12 protein-coding genes and 2 pseudogenes are annotated in these 20,675 nt (G+C 72.8%); 4 read left to right on the top strand and 10 right to left on the bottom strand.

Going from position 1 to position 20,675, the window contains the following annotated elements; translation table 11 throughout:
- The first annotated feature begins 36 nt into the window (after window positions 1–36).
- Together JNO44_RS29500 and JNO44_RS29495 are read left to right on the top strand one after the other, a co-directional pair.
- On the top strand, window positions 37–1,293 hold the full coding sequence (locus tag JNO44_RS29500) for a PucR family transcriptional regulator (RefSeq protein WP_205366786.1): 1,257 nt from the start codon (window positions 37–39) through the stop codon (window positions 1,291–1,293).
- Between the two features lie 286 nt (window positions 1,294–1,579).
- On the top strand, window positions 1,580–3,307 hold the full coding sequence (locus JNO44_RS29495) for a TIGR03767 family metallophosphoesterase (RefSeq protein WP_205366785.1): 1,728 nt from the start codon (window positions 1,580–1,582) through the stop codon (window positions 3,305–3,307).
- Between the two features lie 21 nt (window positions 3,308–3,328).
- Here the strand turns inward: JNO44_RS29495 and JNO44_RS29490 are convergent, their stop codons facing one another.
- From JNO44_RS29490 to JNO44_RS29450, 9 genes and pseudogenes are all read right to left on the bottom strand, one after another.
- Window positions 3,329–3,670, bottom strand: a complete 342-nt coding sequence (locus tag JNO44_RS29490; RefSeq protein ID WP_240167705.1) for a hypothetical protein — start codon at window positions 3,668–3,670, stop codon at window positions 3,329–3,331.
- A gap of 22 nt (window positions 3,671–3,692) precedes the next feature.
- Window positions 3,693–4,112, bottom strand: coding sequence for a PRC-barrel domain-containing protein (locus tag JNO44_RS29485; protein WP_235094462.1), 420 nt, complete (start codon window positions 4,110–4,112; stop codon window positions 3,693–3,695).
- Window positions 4,113–4,384: 272 nt separating this feature from the next.
- Window positions 4,385–6,007 (bottom strand): phosphoglycerate dehydrogenase, encoded by a 1,623-nt coding sequence (gene serA, locus JNO44_RS29480; protein WP_052286733.1) that lies wholly within the window; start codon window positions 6,005–6,007, stop codon window positions 4,385–4,387.
- A 273-nt stretch (window positions 6,008–6,280) separates the two neighbouring features.
- A complete protein-coding gene (gene ilvC, locus JNO44_RS29475; protein WP_205366784.1) occupies window positions 6,281–7,282 on the bottom strand; it encodes a ketol-acid reductoisomerase in 1,002 nt (333 codons plus the stop codon).
- A 102-nt stretch (window positions 7,283–7,384) separates the two neighbouring features.
- Window positions 7,385–7,909 carry an acetolactate synthase small subunit gene (ilvN, locus tag JNO44_RS29470; protein ID WP_039632533.1) on the bottom strand — a complete coding sequence of 175 codons (525 nt, stop codon included), beginning with the start codon at window positions 7,907–7,909 and terminating at the stop codon, window positions 7,385–7,387.
- A 41-nt stretch (window positions 7,910–7,950) separates the two neighbouring features.
- Window positions 7,951–9,807: an acetolactate synthase large subunit gene (locus JNO44_RS29465; RefSeq protein ID WP_073443318.1), complete on the bottom strand. Its 1,857-nt coding sequence runs from the start codon at window positions 9,805–9,807 to the stop codon at window positions 7,951–7,953.
- A 233-nt stretch (window positions 9,808–10,040) separates the two neighbouring features.
- Window positions 10,041–11,114 (bottom strand): annotated as a pseudogene (locus JNO44_RS29460) (EAL domain-containing protein); the annotation flags it as partial.
- Window positions 11,113–13,677: pseudogene (locus tag JNO44_RS29455) on the bottom strand (putative bifunctional diguanylate cyclase/phosphodiesterase); the annotation flags it as partial. The pseudogenes JNO44_RS29460 and JNO44_RS29455, both read right to left, overlap by 2 nt.
- A 274-nt stretch (window positions 13,678–13,951) precedes the next feature.
- Window positions 13,952–14,944 (bottom strand): 2-hydroxyacid dehydrogenase, encoded by a 993-nt coding sequence (locus tag JNO44_RS29450; protein ID WP_205366783.1) that lies wholly within the window; start codon window positions 14,942–14,944, stop codon window positions 13,952–13,954.
- An 88-nt stretch (window positions 14,945–15,032) separates the two neighbouring features.
- Here JNO44_RS29450 and JNO44_RS29445 point away from each other — a divergent pair, with 88 nt between their 5' ends.
- Window positions 15,033–16,076, top strand: coding sequence for an aldo/keto reductase (locus JNO44_RS29445; protein ID WP_205366782.1), 1,044 nt, complete (start codon window positions 15,033–15,035; stop codon window positions 16,074–16,076).
- Window positions 16,077–16,259: 183 nt separating this feature from the next.
- Window positions 16,260–17,435 carry a PQQ-dependent sugar dehydrogenase gene (locus tag JNO44_RS29440; RefSeq protein WP_205366781.1) on the top strand — a complete coding sequence of 392 codons (1,176 nt, stop codon included), beginning with the start codon at window positions 16,260–16,262 and terminating at the stop codon, window positions 17,433–17,435.
- Window positions 17,436–17,489: 54 nt separating this feature from the next.
- Here JNO44_RS29440 and JNO44_RS29435 read toward each other — a convergent pair whose 3' ends face one another.
- Window positions 17,490–20,630, bottom strand: coding sequence for a helix-turn-helix transcriptional regulator (locus JNO44_RS29435; protein ID WP_205370743.1), 3,141 nt, complete (start codon window positions 20,628–20,630; stop codon window positions 17,490–17,492).
- Window positions 20,631–20,675: the final 45 nt, after the last annotated feature.

Genomic DNA, 20,675 nt, shown 5'->3' with positions numbered 1-20,675 from the left:
AGGTGACGGCAGTGACGGGAGAGGGGTCGGGCGGCGGTGCGCGGTGACTACCAGCAGTTGGTGGACGAGATCTCGGCGGCGCTCGGGGCGCCGGCGACGCTGGAGGACCGGGACTTCGGGCTGATCGCGTTCGGCGCGCACGAGGGCGAGGACGACGAGGTCATGGACCCGGTACGGACCCGCTCGATCCTCCAGCGGCGGTCCTCGGCCGCGGTGCGGGCGTGGTTCGAGGCGTTCGGGATCGCCCGCGCCACGTCCCCGCTGCGGATTCCCCCGGACCCGGCGGCGGGGGTGTTCAAAGGCCGAATCTGTCTGCCCGTACGGCACCGGGGAGTGGTGCACGGCTACGTCTGGCTGCTGGACGACGGCCACCTGACCGACCTGGCACTGGGCGGCGCCGGCACCCCGCCCGACCCCCGGATGGCCCAGGCGATGGAGACCGCCGCACGGATCGGCGCCCTGCTGGCCGACGAGTCCCGGGCCGGCTCCGAACTCGCCCAGGTGCTGCGGGAGTTGCTGACCTCCCGGGCCGCCGGCCGGGCCGCCGCGGCGGCCGCGCTGCGGGACGCCCTCCGGGACACCCTGCGCTTCACCCCCGGCACCCCGCTCACCCTGGTGGCGGTCCTCCCCTGGGACACCGCCGCCACCGACACCGCTCCGCTGCCGAGCCTGCCCGGGCTGCTGGCCGCCTGCCCGCTGCCCGCGGGGGACGCCGGCCGCCCGGACCGGCCGGGCCCCGGCGCCACCGAGTCCGCGCTGGCCGGGCTCGTCCGGCTGCGCCAGACCGGCTCGCCGGCCGCGGCCCACACGGCCGCCGACCATCTGCTGCGCTCCCCGCGGGCGGCCGGCCCGGCGGCCGGCGGCCCGGCCGGGACCCGCCCCACCCGGGGCGCCGCCGGGATCGGCCTCGCCACCCGGGAGCTGGCCGAGCTGCCGGCGAGCTGGCAGCAGGCCCTGGACGCGGCCCGCGCGGCCCGCGCCGAACCCCGGCTGGGCCCGGTCGCCGAATGGGACGGACTCGGTGCCTACCGCCTGCTGACCGCCCTCCCGGCCGCCGCGCCCGACCCGTCCGTCGGCCCGCTGCTGGCCCCCGCGCACGCCGAACTCGCCCGTACCGCGGAGGCGTTCCTGGACTGCGCGGGCCAGGCCGGCCGCACCGCCCAGCAGCTGGGCATCCACCGCCAGACGCTCTACTACCGCCTGGCCCGGGTCGAGAAGCTGACCGGCCTCGACCTGGACGAGGGCGCGGACCGGCTGCTGCTCCACATGGCACTGAAGGCGGCGCGGCTCTAGGACGGGTACGACCGGCCAGGCGAGGGGCGGGGCAGGGGCAGGGGCGGGAAGGACGGCGAACTCGGCGCCGGGGGTTGAGCGTTGGCGGCGCCTCCACGAAAGCGCCGCAGGATGCCCCGGAGTGCACCGGGACGCCACCTGTTGTCCATGAACCCGTTGTGCACAGGGCCTGTTAACGACCACTACCGACAAGTAGCGTGTGCGCCGTCCGAGGGTGCCCGACTGCCGGACGGGTTCTCGGGACACCCCTGCCTGCCGCCATGTACCGCTGCCCCAGGGGGATTTGATGCACGGGATGAACCGCCGACAGTTCGTGTCGAGAATGTCCGCCGTGGCGGCGGGTGCCGCGCTGTGGTCGGCGGCCTCGTACGACCGGGCGCTGGCGGTCACCGCGGCGCGTGCCGTGCGGACCCGGGGCACCACGCTGGAGCAGGCCGCCCGCCCGGTCGGCACCGGGGCGTACAAGAGGCTGGTGGCCGGTCCGGGCTGGCCGCTGGTGGTGCGCGGCGACCTGGCCGGCGCGGGCGCGGGGCGGGACGACCGCCGGACCGGGCTCGCCTCCTTCGTGCAGTTCACCGACCTGCACCTGGCGGACGTCGAGTCGCCGGTCCGGTTCGAGTATCTGGCCCGGTTCAACGACAGCGCGCACCGCCCGCAGGAGGCGCTGACCGTGCGCGGCGCCTCCTCGCTGGTCGAGCGGGTCAACGCGGTGCGCCAAGGCCCGTACACCGGGATGCCGTTCGGCTCGGTGATGGCCACCGGCGACAACACCGACAACCACGAGCGGATCGAGCTCGACTGGTATCTGACGGTGATGAGCGGCGGCCGGATCACCCCCAGCAGCGGCGACCCGCGGCGCTACGAAGGCGTGCAGAACTCCGGCAACGCGGCGTACTGGAACCCCGAGTCCACGCTCCAGGACGCCTACAAGGCCAAGGGGCTGCCGCGGATACCGGGCTTCCTGTCCGGTGCGGCCCGCCCGTTCAGCGCGCCCGGCCTGTCCGTCCCCTGGTACACCACGGTCGGCAACCACGACGACAGCATCGAGGGCACCCTGCCCGACCTCGGCCTGCTGGGCTCGCTGTACACCGGCGACCGGAAGCTGGAGGGGTGCGACGACGCCACCGCGGCCCGGCTCTCGGACGCCCTCAAGCACGACCCGGCGCAGGCCGCGACGCTGCTCGGTTCGCTGCTGTCCGGCGGCGGCACGATCCGCAAGATCACCCCTGACGAGCGGCGCCACCCGTTCACCCCGACCGAGTTCGCCAAGGCCCATCTGGACCCGGCGTACACCGGCGCGGGCCCGGTCGGCCACGGCTTCACCTCCGACGCGGCGGAGAGCGGCCGGTTGTACTACACCTTCCCGCTCGCCGAGGGCGTCCTGGGTGTCAGCCTGGACACCACCAACCGCGCGGGCTGGGCGGACGGTTCGCTGGGCACGGCCCAGCTGCACTGGCTGGAATCGGTCCTGCAGTCGCACAGCAGCCGCTGGTACGACACCGACGGCCGCACGGTGCGCGGCAGCGGCGGCGACTGCCTGATCGTCCTGTTCAGCCACCACACCAGCGCCAGCATGGGCAACCTGCTGCCCGACCCCTACCGGCCCTTCGAGGCCCGGCACGACGGCAAGGCCCTGGTCGACCTGCTCCAGCGCTACCCGAACGTGGTCGCCTGGGTGAACGGCCACACCCACGAGAACCGCATCACCCCGCACGGCCACGCGGTGCCCGAACGCGCCTTCTGGGAGATCAACACCGCCTCCCACGTCGACTTCCCGCAGCACGCCCGGATCATCGAGCTGGCCGACAACGGCGACGGCACGCTGTCCCTGTTCACCACCCTGATCGAGTCCGCCGCGCCGTACGTCGCCGACGTCACCGACACCTCCGACGCCGGGCTCGCCGCCCTCTACCGCGAGCTGTCGTACAACGACCCGTATGCCACGCCGGACGCCAAGATCGGCACCCCCGCCGACCACAACACCGAGCTGCTGCTGACCCGCCCCGGAAAGTGAGCCGGCCGGCGCGGGCCCGGGCTACGCCCCGTCCTCGGCCCGCGCCGCCCCGCGCTCTCGCCCGTCCGGACCGAGCACCTCGCCCTGCGTCACCCGGCGCACCGCCTCCGCCAGGTCGGCGCCGGTGGGCATCGCGTCCGGCCGGACCAGCGACTGCACCATCAGGCCGGTGGGCAGCGCCTGGTAGAAGGGGCCGACGATCCGGGCGGCCGTGGCGTCGACCTCGGTGTCCGACACCCCCTCGAAGATCGCGACCAGCCCCTCGCTGCCCTCCGGCAGCACCTCGCCGATCGCCTCGCGCAGTCCCTCGTCGCGCGGCAGCAGTCCGAGCACCTCGACCCCGGCCGGTACGGGCGGCCCCAACGGCCCCGGCGAACCGACCGGTCTACCCCTCGGGGCCGCCCTCCGCACCGGCGGCACCGCCCGTGCCACCGGTCCCCGACGAGCCCGGCGTGCCCGGCGTCCCGGTGTCCCGGCTCGGCCCCGGGCCGATCAGCCCGTAGTGGCGGTAGAGCCGGTCCTCCTCGGACGGGTCGAGATGGCCGTGGGCGTCGATCCGCGGCGTCTCCTTGATCGTGTGCTTGGTGTGCGGCAGGTGCAGTTCGTCGCCGACCCGCCGGGCCCCGGCCAGCGGCACGAAGGTCTCCTTCAGCCCGAACAACCCGGTCCGCACGGTGATCCACTCGGGCTCGTCGGTCGCGTCGTCCCGGTACACCTGCTGGACGAGGCCGAGCTTGGCGCCCTCCGCGTCCACCACGTGCAGTCCGGTCAGGCTCTGCGGGGTGTCCCCCACGGGTGCGTTCATGGCGTCCCGCCTCCTTCCGTGCGCACCGGCTGCCCGCGCGCACAGTTCCCATTGCGCGCCGGTCACGCCGCCCCAGCGACTCGGCGGACCCGCCGGCACCGGGCCCCGGCGGGCCACCCCTAACCCATTCGAGTGAATCGCCGTATGCGTCGTCGGCCCGCGCGGACACCCGTGCCGCCCCCTGCACGCGCCCCGTACCCCGCCCGGACGGCCGCGGGCCCGGCCCCCGCAAAAGCGGGGACCGGGCCCGTGGAACCACGAGAGCGGGAGGCTCAGTGGGTGAGGTTCACCGCGCGCACCGAGGTCGCGCCGATCTCCTCGGAGATCTCCGACAGCACGTTCGCCGGGATGGTGTCGTCGACCGTCAGCACGACCAGCGCCTCACCGCCGACGTCGGCCCGGGCGACCTGCATGCCGCCGATGTTGATGCCCGCCTCGCCCAGGATCCGGCCGACGGTGCCGACGACGCCGGGGCGGTCGGTGTAGCGCAGGAACGCCATGTGGTCGGCGAGCGCCAGGTCGATGGAGTGGTCACCGACCGCGACGACCTTCTGGACGTTCTTGTGGCCGGCGAGCGTGCCGGAGATCGACACCTCCTCGCCGCTCGCGAGGGTGCCGCGCACGGTGACCACGTTGCGGTGCTCGGGCGACTCGCTGCTGGTGGTCAGCCGCACCTCGACGCCGCGCTCCTGCGCGAAGAGCGGGGCGTTGACGTAGGACACCGTCTCCGCGACGACATCCTCGAACACGCCCTTGAGCGCGGAGAGTTCGAGCACCTTCACATCGTGCTGGGTGATCTCGCCGTACACCTCGACGTCGAGGCGCATGGCGACCTCGCCGGCCAGCGCGGTGAAGATCCGCCCCAGCCGCTCGGCCAGCGGCAGCCCGGGCTTGACGTCCTCGGCGATCACGCCGCCCTGGACGTTGACCGCGTCCGGGACCAGCTCGCCGGCGAGCGCCAGCCGCACCGACTTGGCGACCGCGATACCGGCCTTCTCCTGCGCCTCGCCCGTCGAGGCGCCCAGGTGCGGGGTGCACACGACCTGGTCGAACGCGAACAGCGGCGAGTCGGTGCAGGGCTCGACGGCGTACACGTCGAGGCCCGCGCCGGCCACCCGGCCCTCCTTGAGCGCGCCGGCCAGCGCCTCCTCGTCGACGATCCCGCCACGGGCGGCGTTGACGATCCGGACGCTCGGCTTGACCTTGTGCAGCGCCTCGTCGCCGATCAGACCGATGGTCTCGGGGGTCTTGGGGAGGTGGACGGTGATGAAGTCCGAGACCTCCAGCAGCTCGTCCAGGGTCAGCAGCTTGACGCCCATCTGCGCGGCGCGGGCCGGCTGGACGTAGGGGTCGTAGGCCACGACCTTCATGCCGAACGCGGACATCCGCTGGGCGACCAGCACGCCGATCCGGCCGAGGCCGACCACGCCGAGGGTCTTCTCGCTGAGCTCGACGCCGGTGTACTTGCTGCGCTTCCACTCGCCGTTCTTCAGCGCGGTGTTCGCCTGCGGGATGTTGCGGGCGGTGGCGACCAGCAGACCGCAGGCCAGCTCGGCGGCGGTGACGATGTTGGAGGTCGGGGCGTTCACGACCATCACGCCGGCCTTGGTGGCGGCGGAGACGTCGACGTTGTCCAGGCCCACGCCGGCCCGGGCGATGACCTTCAGCTTCTTGGCGGCGGCGATCGCCTCGCCGTCGACCTTCGTCGCGCTGCGCACGAGGATGGCATCGACGTCGACGATGGCGGGAAGCAGTTCGGCGCGGTCAGCGCCGTTGCAGTGCCGGATCTCGAAATCCGGGCCGAGGGCGTCGACGGTGGCCGGCGAGAGCTCCTCGGCGATCAGTACAACGGGTTTACCCGGGTTGGCAGTGCTCACGTGGTCTTCAGTCCTCATCTGGTCCGCTGGAGGTACCGCCCATGCCCTGGGGCAGTGGGGGACGACGGCCGTCCCGACGGCCGAAGGCGGTAGGGGGGAATGCCGCGTGGAAGACGCACGACGCTGTGAGCCTGACGCGCTTGTGACGAGCAGTGTAGTGGCGGGGCACGGCACGGTCTGTGCCGAAGCGTAAGGATCACTCATGCGTGGTTCTACGCGGTGGACAAGGTGGTGCGGCGACATATGGACGAGGGGGCCGCGAACAGTGTCGCGACCCCCTTGTCCCCCGGCTTACGCCTCGTCGTCCACCCAGCTCATCAGCTTGCGCAGCTTCTTGCCGGTGGTCTCCAGCAGGTGGTTCTCGTCGGCCTTCTTGTACTCGTTGTACTTCGGCAGGCCGGCGTTGTACTCCGCCATCCAGTTCTTGGCAAAGGTGCCGTCCTGGATCTCGGCGAGCACCTTCTTCATCTCGGCCTTGGTGGCGTCGGTGATGATCCGCGGGCCGGTGACGTAGTCGCCCCACTCGGCGGTCTCGGAGACCGACCAGCGCATCTTCTCCAGGCCGCCCTCGTACATGAGGTCCACGATCAGCTTCAGCTCGTGGAGGCACTCGAAGTAGGCGATCTCAGGCTGGTAGCCCGCCTCGACCAGGGTCTCGAAACCCGCCTTGACCAGCGCCGAGGCGCCGCCGCAGAGCACCGCCTGCTCACCGAACAGGTCGGTCTCGGTCTCCTCGGTGAAGGTGGTCTTGATGACCCCGGCGCGGGTGCCGCCGATGCCCTTGGCGTAGGAGAGCGCCAGGTCGAACGCCTTGCCGGAGGCGTCCTGCTCGACGGCCGCGATGCACGGCACGCCGCGGCCCTCCTCGTACTGGCGGCGGACCAGGTGGCCGGGACCCTTGGGGGCGACCATGCAGACGTCCACGCCGGCCGGGGCCTTGATGAAGCCGTAGCGGATGTTCAGGCCGTGCCCGAAGAACAGCGCGTCGCCGTCCTTGAGGTGCTCCTTGATGGACTCCTCGTAGACCTTGGCCTGGATCGGGTCCGGCACCAGGATCATGATGACGTCCGCCTCGGCCGCCGCCTCGGCCGGCGTCACCACGCGCAGGCCCTGCTCCTCGGCCTTGGCCTTCGACTTGGAGCCCTCGTGCAGACCGACGCGCACGTCGACGCCCGAGTCGCGCAGGGACAGCGCGTGGGCGTGCCCCTGGCTCCCGTAACCGATGACCGCGACCTTGCGGTTCTGAATGATGGACAGGTCGGCGTCGTCGTCGTAGAACAGCTCGGCAGCCACTTCGGTTTTCTCCTTGGATCTAGCGGGGTGCCCACACAGTACGTCGGGCGAGGTGGGAAAAGTCGGGGGGTCTCGGCATACGGTCCGAACGGACCGCCGGAATCAGGCCGTACGGTCCAGCGCTCGCAGCGAGCGGTCGGTGATGGACCGGGCGCCACGGCCTATCGCGATGGTGCCGGACTGCACCAGTTCCTTGATGCCGAAGGGCTCCAGCATCCGGAGCATCGCCTCCAGCTTGTCGCTGGACCCGGTGGCCTCGATCGTCACGGCGTCCGGCGAGACGTCCACGGTCTTGGCGCGGAAGAGCTGGACGATCTCGACGATCTGGGAGCGGGTCTCGTTGTCGGCGCGGACCTTCACCAGGACCAGTTCGCGCTGGATGGCCGAGCCCGGCTCCAGCTCGACGATCTTCAGGACGTTGACGAGCTTGTTGAGCTGCTTGGTGACCTGCTCCAGCGGCAGCTTCTCGACGCTGACCACGATGGTGATGCGGGAGATGTCGGGGTGCTCGGTGACCCCCACCGCCAGCGAGTCGATGTTGAAGCCGCGGCGGGAGAACAGCGCGGCGATCCTGGCGAGGATGCCGGGGGTGTTCTCCACCAGGACGGAGAGCGTGTGCTTGGACATGTCGTCTTCTCTCTTCTTCCGTGCGTCCGTGACGTCCTGGGTCAGTCGTCTTCGTTGTCGCCGAAGTCGGGACGCACGCCCCGGGCAGCCATGACCTCGTCGTTGGAGGTGCCGGCGGCGACCATCGGCCACACCTGGGCATCCTCGTGGACGATGAAGTCGACCACCACCGGGCGGTCGTTGATGGCGTTGGCCTCTTCGATGACCTTGTCCAGCTCGGCCGGGTCCTCGCAGCGCAGTGCGGCGCAGCCCATCGCCTCGGCCAGCTTGACGAAGTCCGGCACGCGGGTGCCCTTGGCCTGCGGGTTGATGTCCTCGGGGCCGCTGTGCAGCACGGTGTTGGAGTAGCGCTGGTTGTAGAAGAGGGTCTGCCACTGGCGGACCATGCCCAGCGCGCCGTTGTTGATGATCGCGACCTTGATCGGGATGTTGTTCAGCGCGCAGGTGACCAGTTCCTGATTGGTCATCTGGAAGCAGCCGTCGCCGTCGATCGCCCAGACGGTGCGGTCCGGCTTGCCGGCCTTGGCGCCCATCGCGGCGGGCACGGCGTAGCCCATGGTGCCGGCGCCGCCGGAGTTCAGCCAGGTGGCGGGCCGCTCGTAGTGGATGAAGTGGGCGGCCCACATCTGGTGCTGGCCGACGCCCGCGGCGAAGATCGTGTCGGCCGGGGCGAGCTTGCCGATCCGCTCGATGACCTGCTGCGGGGAGAGGCTGCCGTCGTCCGGCAGGTCGTAGCCCAGCGGGTAGGTCTCGCGCCAGCGGTTGAGGTCCTTCCACCAGGCGCTGTAGTCGCCCTTGTGGCCGGCCTCGTGCTCGGCCTGGACCGCGACGATCAGGTCGGCGATGACCTCGCGGGCGTCCCCGACGATCGGCACGTCCGCGGCGCGGTTCTTGCCGATCTCCGCCGGGTCGATGTCCGCGTGCACGACCTTGGCGTACGGGGCGAAGGAGTCCAGCTTGCCGGTGACCCGGTCGTCGAAGCGGGCGCCGAGGGTGATCAGCAGGTCGGCCTTCTGGAGCGCGGCGACCGCGGTGACCGAGCCGTGCATGCCCGGCATGCCGAGGTGCTGTGGGTGGCTGTCGGGGAAGGCGCCCAGCGCCATCAGGGTGGTGGTGACCGGGGCGCCGGTCAGCTCGGCGAGCACCTTCAGCTCGGCGGTGGCGCCGGCCTTCAGGACGCCGCCGCCGACGTAGAGCACCGGGCGCTTGGACTCGGCGATCAGCCGGGCGGCCTCGCGGATCTGCTTGGCGTGCGGCTTGGTGACGGGACGATAGCCCGGCAGGTCGGTCTGCGGCGGCCACACGAAGGTGGTCTGCGCCTGGAGGGCGTCCTTGGCGATGTCGACCAGGACCGGGCCGGGGCGGCCCGTGGAGGCGACGTGGAACGCCTCGGCGATCGTCTTGGGGATGTCGGCCGGGTCGGTGACCAGCCAGTTGTGCTTGGTGATCGGCATGGTGATGCCGCAGATGTCCGCCTCCTGGAAGGCGTCCGTGCCGATCGACTTGGACGAGACCTGACCGGTGATCGCGACCAGCGGCACGGAGTCCATGTGCGCGTCGGCGATCGGGGTGACGAGGTTGGTGGCGCCCGGCCCGGACGTCGCCATGCAGACCCCGACCTTGCCGGTGGCCTGGGCGTATCCGGTGGCGGCGTGTCCCGCACCCTGCTCGTGCCGCACCAGCACGTGCCGGACCTTCGAGGAGTCCATCATCGGGTCGTACGCCGGGAGGATCGCACCGCCGGGGATGCCGAACACGGTGTCGGCCCCGACCTCCTCCAGCGAACGGATGAGGGACTGCGCGCCCGTGACGTGCTCGACGGTCGCGGGCTGGTGCGATCCGCCGGAGTTACGGGCCCGCGGCTGCGGATGGTGGGCCCCGGAGGCCTGCTCGGTCATCTGCGTCTCTTCTCGAAGCTGAGGGTTTTGACGGGATTTGTGAGGTTGCGATGCAACAAAAAACCCCTCGTGCCGTGAGGCAAGCGAGGGGAGCGCGTCGGTGTGGTCAGCCGGGTTCGTCAGGGTCCCAGCTTCAGCCGACGCGCTTTCCAAGTACGAGAATTCGGGTGCGCATGGCACTGACCCTCCCCCTCCCGTGCACCGAGTGTCAAGTGGGTGGGACGGAGGTCTCACTATTTGGGCGCAACGGGGGATGTCTCCGCCTCTCCGGCCGCGGCGGCGTGCCGAACGGGACGGCTGCCGCTGAGCACCACCGCCCGCCCCGGGCCGGTCAGGTCCGGCACCGGGTAGCTGCCACGGGTCAGCGCGCGGCGCAGCCGATGCTCGTCCAGCGGACCGGAGAAGGCCAGCCCCATGCCGTGGGTGCACCCCATCGAGCGCAGCGCCAACACCTGTTCGGGCAGATCCACGCCCTCCGCGACCGACTGCATGCCGAGGTCGGAGGCGATCCGCAGCAGCCCGGCGGTGATCTTGTGCAGTCGGGGGGACTCCACCACCCCGTCGATCAGCCCGCGGTCCAGCCGCAGAACGTCGATGGGGAGCCGGCGCAGCGCGTTCATCGCGGCGTACCCGCTGCCGAAGCCGTCCAGCGCGGTCCGCACGCCGAGCCGGCGCAGCGCGACCAGCCGGCGCTCCAGGTCGTCCAGCGGGACCCGGGGGTCGCTTTCGGACAATTCCAGGACGAGCGCGCCCGTGGGCAGGCCGTGCCGGGCGAGCAGCGCCTCGATGGCCTTGGGGGTCAGCGCGCGGTCCAGTAGACGCCGGGCGGAGAGCCGGACGGCGACCGGGACCTGGTGGCCCGCGCGGTGCCGGGCGGCGGCCTGCTCCACGGCCTCCTCCAGCTGCCAGCGGCCGAGCTCGGCGGCGCGCTCGCCGCCCTCGTCGGTGAGCCGCCCGCGGTCGCCGACCCGGAGGAACTCGGCCGGGGTGAAGAGGATGCCCTCGGCGGACCGCCAGCGGGCGTGCGCGGCGACCGCGGTGATCCGGCCGCTGGCCAGCTCGACCACCGGCTGGTTCAGCAGCGCGAACTCGCCGTCCTGGAGGGCGGTGCGGAGCTTGCTGGCGAGTTCGGCGCGGTGCGCGACCTCGTCCTGCATCTGCGGGGCGTAGAGCTCGACCCGGCCCTTGCCGGCCTGCTTGGCGCGGTACATCGCCAGGTCGGCGTTGCGCAGCAGGCCCGCCGGGCTGACGCCCGGTTCGGCGAAGGCCACGCCGATGCTGGCCGCGACCCGGACGTCCCGGCTCCCCGTCGATCAGCCCGCGGTCCAGCCGCAGAACGTCGATGGGGAGCCGGCGCAGCGCGTTCATCGCGGCGTACCCGCTGCCGAAGCCGTCCAGCGCGGTCCGCACGCCGAGCCGGCGCAGCGCGACCAGCCGGCGCTCCAGGTCGTCCAGCGGGACCCGGGGGTCGCTTTCGGACAATTCCAGGACGAGCGCGCCCGTGGGCAGGCCGTGCCGGGCGAGCAGCGCCTCGATGGCCTTGGGGGTCAGCGCGCGGTCCAGTAGACGCCGGGCGGAGAGCCGGACGGCGACCGGGACCTGGTGGCCCGCGCGGTGCCGGGCGGCGGCCTGCTCCACGGCCTCCTCCAGCTGCCAGCGGCCGAGCTCGGCGGCGCGCTCGCCGCCCTCGTCGGTGAGCCGCCCGCGGTCGCCGACCCGGAGGAACTCGGCCGGGGTGAAGAGGATGCCCTCGGCGGACCGCCAGCGGGCGTGCGCGGCGACCGCGGTGATCCGGCCGCTGGCCAGCTCGACCACCGGCTGGTTCAGCAGCGCGAACTCGCCGTCCTGGAGGGCGGTGCGGAGCTTGCTGGCGAGTTCGGCGCGGTGCGCGACCTCGTCCTGCATCTGCGGGGCGTAGAGCTCGACCCGGCCCTTGCCGGCCTGCTTGGCGCGGTACATCGCCAGGTCGGCGTTGCGCAGCAGGCCCGCCGGGCTGACGCCCGGTTCGGCGAAGGCCACGCCGATGCTGGCCGCGACCCGGACGTCCCGGCCGTCGATGCGGTAGGGCTCGGAGAGTCGGAGCCGGAGCCGGTCGGCGATCTCCAGGATGCGGAACTCCCGGGCCGCGCGGTCGCGGGTGCCGTCGCCGGTGATGAGCGCGGCGAACTCGTCGCCGCCGAGTCGGGCCGCTATGTCACCGGCCCGCACCGATTCCGCGAGCCGGCGGGCCGCCTGGATCAGCAGCTCGTCGCCCGCCTGGTGGCCGATGGTGTCGTTGACCTGCTTGAAGCCGTCGAGGTCGATGTAGAGCACGGCGGTGTCGTGGTCGCTGGCCCGGCGGCCGGTGACGGCCTTGGTGACCCGCTCGGTGAACAGCGCGCGGTTGGGCAGGTCGGTGAGCGCGTCGTGCGAGGCGTTGTGCTGGAGCTGGGCCTGGAGCCGGACGCGCTCGGTGACGTCGCGGGAGTTGAAGATCAGGCCGCCGTGGTGGCGGTTGACCGTGGACTCGACGTTCAGCCAGCCGTCGCCGCCGGCGCGCTGCCCGCCGGCCCGGAAGCGGCACTCGATCCGGGTGGTCGGCTCGACCTCGGGCGAGGCGGCGAGGAACCGGCGGACCTCGTGGACCACCCGGCCCAGGTCCTCGGGGTGGATCAGCGAGGCGAGTTCGGCGCCGACCAGTTCCTCGGCGTCGCGGCCGTAGACCCCGGCGGCGGCGGGACTGACGTACCGCAGCACGCCGGTGGGCGCGGCGATCATGATGACGTCGCTGGAGCCCTGCACCAGGGAGCGGAAGTGGTTCTCCTTCTGCGCCAGTTCCTGGGTGAGGGTGATGTTGTCGAGCAGCATGATGCCCTGCCGGACGACGAGGGCCAGCACGACCGTGCAGCCGGTGAAGAGCACCACGCGGTCGATGCGCCGCCCGTCCAGGACGTTGGTGAGGATGCCCAAGGTGCAGACGGCGGCGGCCAGATACGGGGTCAGGGCGGCCAGCGAGCCCGCGATCGGGCGGCTGCCGGGCGGCTGCGGACGGCGGGCGGCCTGCCGCGGGTCCGGGACCTCGCTCTCCGCGCCGGACCGGCGGCCCACCCACGGGGCGTAGGCGAAGAGCATCGACCCGGCGAACCAGCCGGCGTCCAGGATCTGGCCGGAGCGGTAGTGGTCGTGCAGCAGCGGGGAGCTGAACAGCGCGTCGCACAGCACCGTCAGCGCCAGCGCGGCGATGGCGGTGTTGATCGCCGAGCGGTGCACCGAGGAGCGCCGGAAGTGCAGTGCCAGGACCATGCTGACGAGCACGATGTCCAGCAGCGGATAGGCCAGCGAGAGGGCACTCTGGGCGACCGTGCGGCCCTGGAAGTGCGCGGTGTGCGCGAGCGCGAGGCTCCAGGAGAGGGTGAGCAGCGAGCCGGCGATCAGCCAGGCGTCGAGCCCGAGGCAGACCCAACCCGCCTTGGTCACCGGCCGCTTGGCGAGCACCAGCAGGCCGACGATGGCCGGCGGCGCGAACAGCAGGAAGCAGAAGTCGGCCAGGGAGGGGCTGGGGACGGCGGCCCCCTGGAAGACCTCGTACCAGCCCCAGACGCCGTTGCCGAGGCCGGCCATCCCGGACGAGATGGCGAACAGGACCCAGGCCGGGCGGAAGGGCGTGGAGTACCTGCGGGCGTACAGGCCGCAGGAGACGGCGGCGACGAGGGCGGCGAAGCTGAGCCCGAAGTCCCCCATGATCGCGGCGATGCGCGGTGATCCCCAGCCCACCGCGGAGCCGACCGCGTAGCCGCCGCAGACGACGGCCAGCGTGACCTGGGGCACCGGGTTCGGCGCACCGCCGGTCTGCACGGGCGACCTGGAGAGCATCGCCCCCGGGGCGCTCACCGCGCTCTCCCGTTCTTCCGGGCCTGGCCGCGTCGGGAGCGGCGCGTCCGGGGTCCCGTCGGCCTTGCTGCGGGCGCTCGTGGATCGCGTGTCTCGCGGATCATCCATCGGCAGTACATCGCCCGTCGCCCCCCTCGGTTCCGGATCTTTCGTATCGCGCCGTGACGATCCCGGCGCATCCCCGCTCGGGACGATACACCAGATCCGTCACTCAGGGACATAGCGCCTCTACAGAGCGTGACCACCTAGGGATTTATAGACACGGAGAGCAGTCCTACGGCCTCGTAGAGCGATCCACTGTGGATTCCGGTGCCGTGCCGACGACGTACCGGACGGGCTCGCCGGCCGCGAAAAGCGCCAATTGACCGCGCAGTAGCCGCTTCGCACGGGGCAGGAAGGCAGAGCTGGGGCCGCCGACGTGTGGAGTGACGAGCACGCCGGGAGCGTGCCACAGCGGATGGTCGGCGGGCAGGGGTTCCGGATCGGTGACGTCGAGGGCCGCGCAGAGCCGTCCCGACTCGACTTCCAAGAGCAGCGCGGCGGTGTCGACGATCGCTCCCCGGGCGACGTTCACCAGGAGTGCGCCGTCCTTCATCCGGGCCAGGAAATCGCGTCCGACCAGGCCACGCGTCTGCGCGGTGAGCGGAGTGGCGAGGATGACGACGTCCGCGGTGGGCAGGAGGGCGGTCAGCTCGGAGAGTGGATGCACCGGACCGCGCACAGTGTCACGGGCGGTGCGCGCGATGCGCATGACCCGCGCGCATTCGAAGGGTGTGAGCCGGTCCTCGATGGCACTGCCGATCGAACCATAGCCCACAATGAGGACCGACTTGTCGGCAAGTGCCGGACGGTAGTCCGGCCGCCACTCGCCCGCGTCCTGTGCCCGGACGAAGTCCGGCATGCCGCGCAGCGACGCCAGCGTCAGGGTGAGCGCCAACTCGGCGGTGCTGGCGTCGTGCAGCCCCCGGGCGTTGCACAACTGCGCACCGGGCGGCATGTGGTCCAGCCCGGGGAGCAGGTGATCGATCCCGGCCGTGAGGGCCTGCACCACGCGCACCCGGCGCATCCGCGTCAGCGGGCGCAGACAGACGTCGGCGGCCTTCATGTACGGGACGGCGTAGAAGACGCACCGGGCGGGATCGGCCGGGTAGTCGGGACCGGCGTCCCAGTGGACGTAGTTGAGGCCGTCGGGAAGGCCGTCGATCTCACCGGGCGGGATCGGGAGCCACACGTCGCCGGAGGTCGGGTGCGGGTCTGCGGTTGCCATGGCCCGAGGCTATGCGAAGAGACGTTTGGTTCAGACGTTAGTTTGGTCTGGCCCTTGATCGGGGGCGAGGGGACGGAGGCACGACCAGGTGGAGCGCAGGACAATCGGCGCGGCGGCCCTGGAGGTGGGCGCGATCGGCCTCGGCTGCATGCCGATGAGCTGGGGGTACAGCGAGTCGCAGCGCAGCGGGGAGGGGTCGCTGCGGGCGCTGCACGCCGCGCTCGACCGGGGGTGCAGCCTGTTGGACACCGCGGACATGTACGGCCCGTTCACCAACGAGCTGTTGGTCGGACGGGTGCTCAAGGAGCGGCGCCGGGACGCCTTCGTCTCGACCAAGTGCGGGCTGCTCGCCGGCGACCAGCACATCGTCGCCAACGGGCGCCCCGGCTACATCAAGCGCGCCTGCGACGCCTCGCTGCGGCGGCTGCAGACCGACCACATCGACCTCTACCAACTGCACCGCGCGGACCCCGAGGTGCCCATCGAGGAGACCTGGGGGGCGATGGCGGAGCTGGTGGCCGTGGGGAAGGTGCGGTCGCTGGGGCTCTGCGCGGTGGGGGCGCGCGCGGCGCGGACGCCGCGCACCCTGCGGACGGGCCGGGCGGCGCCGGGCGGACGGGGCGGGCCGCCCGGTGGGGGACTGCACGCCGGGACGCTGCGCCAACTGGAGCGCGTCCAGCAGGTGTTCCCGGTGAGCAGCGTGCAGGCGGAGCTGTCGGTGTGGTCGCCGGCGGCGCTGGCGGAGCTGCTGCCGTGGTGCGAGTCGCGCGGGGTGGGGTTCCTGGCGGCGATGCCGCTGGGCAACGGCTTCCTGACCGGCACCCTCACCCCGGGGCAGGGCTTCGAACCGGAGGACATACGGGCCCGGCACCCGCGGTTCACCGCGGAGATGATGGCCGCCAACCAGCCGGTGGTGGCCGGGCTGCGTCGGGTCGGCGCCCGGTACGGGGCCACCCCCGGTCAGGTCGCGCTGGCCTGGGTGCTGGCGCAGGGGCGTCATGTGGTCCCCGTTCCCGGCACGAAGAAGGAGCGCTGGGCGGCGCAGAACGCCAAGGCGGCGGAGCTGGTGCTGGCCCCCGAGGACCTGCGGGAGATCGCGTCGCTGCCGCCGGCGCGGGAGTCCTGGTACTGAAGCGCTGCGCATGGCCCGCCTCCCACGTTGTCGGCGTTCCCGCCGTGGGGGTTTGCCTTGTGCCCCTGCGGCCCGTCACCTCCCGTGAGTGGGTGGAATTGCGGTGAGTGGAAGCTCGGGTGAGGGGGTTGGTGCGGGGGATGTGGTGTCCTTGTCCCGCCTGCCGACGAGAGGACTTCTGCCGTGCAACGCCGTTCCCGGATCGCCGTGTTGGCCGCCGCTTCGCTGCTGCTGGTGGCGGGGTGCTCGTCCGGTGGGGGGCCGGCCGCGGGTGGTGGCGGGTCCGCCGGGCCCGGTGGGCGTGCCGGGACGGCGTCGCCGAGTCCGTCCTCGTCCGCGGTGGCGCCGCCCGCCAAGGGCACGGTGCGGGTCACCGGCACGGTGGCCACCGGGCTGAAGTCGCCGTGGGGCGTGGCGCCGCTGCCCGGCGGGGACCTGCTGGTCGGCGAGCGGGACACCGGGCGGATCGTCCGGGTCGCCGCGCACGGCGGGAAGGTCACCGAGCTGGGGTCGGTGCCGGGGGTGGCCCCCGGGGGCGAGGGCGGGCTGCTGGGGCTCGCGGTCTCCTCGTCGTTCGGCACCGACCACCAGGTGTACGCGTACTTCACCACCGCGTCCGACAACCGCATCGCGCGCATGATCTACGACGAGCGGCGTCAACCGGGCAACCAGCTGGGCGCGCCCAACACCATCTTCAAGGGCATCCCCAAGGGCCGGTTCCACAACGGCAGGCGGATCGCGTTCGGCCCGGACCGGATGTTGTACGCGGGCACCGGCGAGACCGGTGACAAGCCGCTGGCCCAGGACAAGAAGTCCCCGGCCGGGAAGATCCTGCGGATGACCCCGGACGGCGAGCCGGCGCACGGCAACCCGGAGCCGGACTCGGTGGTGTACGACTACGGGCACCGCAGCGTCCAGGGGCTCGCCTGGGACGCCGACAAGCGGCTGTGGGCCTCGGAGTTCGGGCAGGACGCCTGGGACGAGCTCAATCTGATCGAACCGGGGCGGAACTACGGCTGGCCGCAGGTCGAGGGGAAGCGGAAGGGCGGTGCGGTGCCCCCGGGGTACGCCGATCCGGTGCTGGTGTGGAAGCCCGCGGACGCCTCGCCCAGCGGGCTGGCGTACGCCAAGGGCTCGCTGTGGATGGCGTCGCTGCGCGGGCAGCGGCTGTGGCGGATCGCCCTGAACGGGACGGAGCCGGTGGCCGCGCCGCAGGCGTTCCTGACCGGCGAGTACGGGCGGCTGCGGACCATGGTGGCGGCCGGCGACGGGGCGCTGTGGCTGGTCACCAGCAATACGGACGGCCGGGGCACGCCCCACAAGGGGGACGACCGGATTCTCCGCCTGGAGGTGAGCTGATCTCCCGGGCGGACGGAACCCGGGGTCCGTCCGCCCGATGGCCCTCGGCGGCGGCTACTTGACCGGGGCCGGCTCCTCGTCCGGGGCCGGCTCGGCGAACAGCCGCAGCCGGTGGGCGACCGCGCCGGCCTCGCCGCGGCCCGAGACGCCCAGCTTGGCGAGGATGTTGGAGACGTGCACGCTGGCGGTCTTCGGCGAGATGAACAGCGCGTCGGCGATCTGGCGGTTGCTGCGGCCGTCGGCGACGAGGCGGAGCACGTCCCGCTCGCGGGGGGTCAGGCCCAGCGACTCGACGGGCGCGGCCGGCGGCGGCGAGCCGGGCGCGGTGCGGGCCGCACCGGGGGCCGGCTGTCCGGGCAGGGGTATCCGGGCGCGCTGGGCGAGGAGTTCGAGCTCGCCGATCAGCGGGCGGGCGCCCATCTCCACGGCGGCGGTGTGCGCCTGGCCGAGCAGCAGCACGGCGGCCTCCCGCGGGGTCCGGCCGTCGAGGCCGACGGTGGCCCGCTCGGTGCCGTGCAGCAGCGACTCGGCCCAGCGGCAGCAGCACCAGGCCAACTCGTGCGGGCGCTCCAGCCGTTCGAAGGCGGCGACCGCCTCGGCCCAGGCGTCGGGGGACTCCCGGCCCTCGGCGCGGCGGAGTTCGGCCTCGACCGCCGCGCCGTGGGCGTCCCACACCGGGGAGAGCCGGGCCAGCCGCTTGGCGACGTCCCGGATGCGGGCGAGGATCGCGGGCCGGTCGGGCCCGGCGGCGGGCAGGCCGCGGGCGTCGGACTCGGCGGCGGTGGCCGACCACAGCAGCGGCCAGGCGAAGCGGTGCAGGCCGGGGGCGAAGCCGGCGTCCAGCGCGGCCTGGACGAGGATGGCGCGGGCGTCCAGGATCCGGCCCTGGCGGGCGGCGAGCCGCAGGGCGTGCCGCGCCATGGGCAGGGCGTGCTGCGGCTGGGGGTCGTGGGTGCCGTAGTGCTCCTGGGCGACGGCCAGTTCGCGCTCGGCGGCGGCGAGGTCGCCCTCGTCCAGGGCCAGGTCGGTGAGCCGGCTGGCGGCCAGGGCGATGGCTCGGTGGTCCATGGCGAGCCGGCGGGCGTCGGCGGCGGCCCGGCCGGCCTCCGCCCAGCGGCCCAGCGACTGGAGCGATTCGGCGCGGTTGCTCAACACCCAGCTGGTGCTGTTCTTCAGGCCGTAGCGGGTGGTCAGCTCGACGCCGCGCTCGGTGACCGCCACGGACTCGTGGGACCGGCCGACGCCTTCGAGGGTGCCCGGGAGGTTGACGTAGCCGCGGCCGATGACGGCGAAGTAGCCGCGCTCGACGGCCCGGTCGAGGACGGTGCGGAACTCGTCGAGGCCGCCCTCGACGTCGCCGGCGTCCACCCGCAGCCCGGCCAGCGTCACCCGGGAGTTCAGCTCGGCCTCCTCGTCGCCCACCAACCGGGCCAGCTCCACGGCCCGTTCGGCGGTGGCGAAGGTGCCGGGGCCCGGTTCGTGGAGCATCTGCCAGCTGGCGACGGCGGCCGTGACGGTGGCGTGCACGGAGGACGGCGGCAGCCCGCGCATCAGCTCCTGGGCCTTGCCCAGGTCCTCCCAGCCGTCGCCGCGCCCGGTGCCCTGACAGAGGCGGGAGCGCTGCACCAGGAACCAGGCCATGCGAAGGGGGTCCCCCTTGCCGGAACCGTGTTGAGAGCCTGAGGAAGGGTCGCTCTCGGTGCGCAGGGCGCGCAGGGCGCGCTTGGTGATCGTGAAGGCCCGCTCGCTGTCACCGGACAACCGGGCGGCCACCGCGATCTCGGCGAGCAGGTCCAGGAAGCGGAGGGCGTCGTCGTCGCAGCCGCAGGCCGGGTACGCCTCGGCGTAGTCGGCCGGGCGCACGCTCTGGCGCACCTCGGGGGGCGCGTCGTCCCACAGCTCCAGGGCGCGGTCCAGCAGCCGGAGTTGCTCGGCGTAGGCGTGCCGGCGGCGGGCCTGGACGGAGGCGGCGAGCACGGCGGGCAGCGCCTTGGCGGCGTCGTGCGCCTTGTACCAGTAGCTGGCGAGCCGGGTGGCGCAGACCTCGGAGCGGACCAGTGACGGGTCGGTCTCCAGGGCCTGTGCGTAGCGGCGGTTGAGGCGGGTGCGCTCGCCCGGCAGCAGGTCGTCGACGACGGCCTCGCGGACCAGGGCGTGCCGGAAGCGGTAGCCGGTGCCGTCCTGGGTGGGCAGGAGGGTGTTGCTGCCGACGGCGGCCCGGAGCGCCTCGATGAGGTCGTCCTCGGGCATCCGGCAGACGGCGGCGAGGAGTTCGTGCTCGACGGTGGAGCCGCCCTCGGCGGCGATCCGCACCACCCGCTGGGCGTCCTCGGGGAGCGCCTCGACGCGCACCAGCAGCAGGTCGCGCAGGGGGTCGCTGAGGCCGTAGACGCAGCCGTCGGCGAGGCTGCGGGCCAGCTCCTCGACGAAGAAGGCGTTGCCCTCGGAGCGCTTGAAGACCCGGTCGACGGTGTCCTCCGCGGGTTCGCTGCCCCGGATCCCGGCGATCTGGGAGCGGACCTCGTCGCGGTTGAAGCGGTCCAGCTCGATGCGGCGGACGGTGCGCATCCGGTCGATCTCGGCGAGGAACGGGCGCAGCGGGTGGCGGCGGTGGATGTCGTCGGAGCGGTAGGTGACGACCAGGAGGATATGGGCGTCGTGGAGGGCCCGCAGGAGGTAGGCGAGCAGCTCGCGGGTGGAGCGGTCGGCCCAGTGGAGGTCCTCGATGACGATGACGAGGGTGCGGTGGGCGGCGAGCCGCTCCAGGAGGCGGGCGGTCAGTTCGAAGAGTCGGGCCCGGCCGGTCTCCTTGTCCCGGGACTCCCTCGCGGTTTCGCCCAGCTCCGGGAGGATGCGGGCCAGTTCTTCCTCCTGGCCGTGGACCGCGGCGGCCAGCTCGTCCCGTAGGTGGGCGTTGAGGGTGTGCAGGATCGAGGAGAAGGGGGCGAACGGCAGCCCCTCGGAGCCGATTTCGATGCAGCCGCCGAGCGCGACCTGTGCGCCGCGGGCGCGGGCCGTCTCGCAGAACTCCTCGACGAGACGGGTCTTGCCGACCCCGGCCTCGCCCCCGATCAGCAGGGCCTGGGGCTCGCGGGACGCCGCGGCTCGCGCCAGCGCGTCGCCCAGCTCGGCGAGTTCGGCCGCACGGCCGACGAAAACGGGACTGATGGCTCTGCTCTCCACGCTGCCGAGCATCGCACAGGGATCCGACGGTCCGGCAGTGGTTTCGGGCACACCCAT

It is taken from the genome of Streptomyces noursei, from assembly GCF_016917755.1.
Taxonomy (GTDB): Bacteria; Actinomycetota; Actinomycetes; order Streptomycetales; family Streptomycetaceae; genus Streptomyces; species Streptomyces yunnanensis.
The sequence above is the reverse complement of the archived record's forward strand: the minus strand, read 5'-3'. Positions and strand labels throughout refer to the sequence as shown.

Bases quoted from the DNA above. Each gene is read 5' to 3' on its own strand.
- JNO44_RS29495 (WP_205366785.1), top strand. From the start codon at position 1,580: ATGCACGGGATGAACCGCCGACAGTTCGTGTCGAGAATGTCCGCCGTG.
- JNO44_RS29485 (WP_235094462.1), bottom strand. From the start codon at position 4,112: ATGAACGCACCCGTGGGGGACACCCCGCAGAGCCTGACCGGACTGCAC.
- JNO44_RS29450 (WP_205366783.1), bottom strand. From the start codon at position 14,944: ATGGCAACCGCAGACCCGCACCCGACCTCCGGCGACGTGTGGCTCCCG.
- serA (WP_052286733.1), bottom strand. From the start codon at position 6,007: ATGAGGACTGAAGACCACGTGAGCACTGCCAACCCGGGTAAACCCGTT.
- JNO44_RS29435 (WP_205370743.1), bottom strand. From the start codon at position 20,630: ATGCTCGGCAGCGTGGAGAGCAGAGCCATCAGTCCCGTTTTCGTCGGC.
- ilvN (WP_039632533.1), bottom strand. From the start codon at position 7,909: ATGTCCAAGCACACGCTCTCCGTCCTGGTGGAGAACACCCCCGGCATC.
- JNO44_RS29465 (WP_073443318.1), bottom strand. From the start codon at position 9,807: ATGACCGAGCAGGCCTCCGGGGCCCACCATCCGCAGCCGCGGGCCCGT.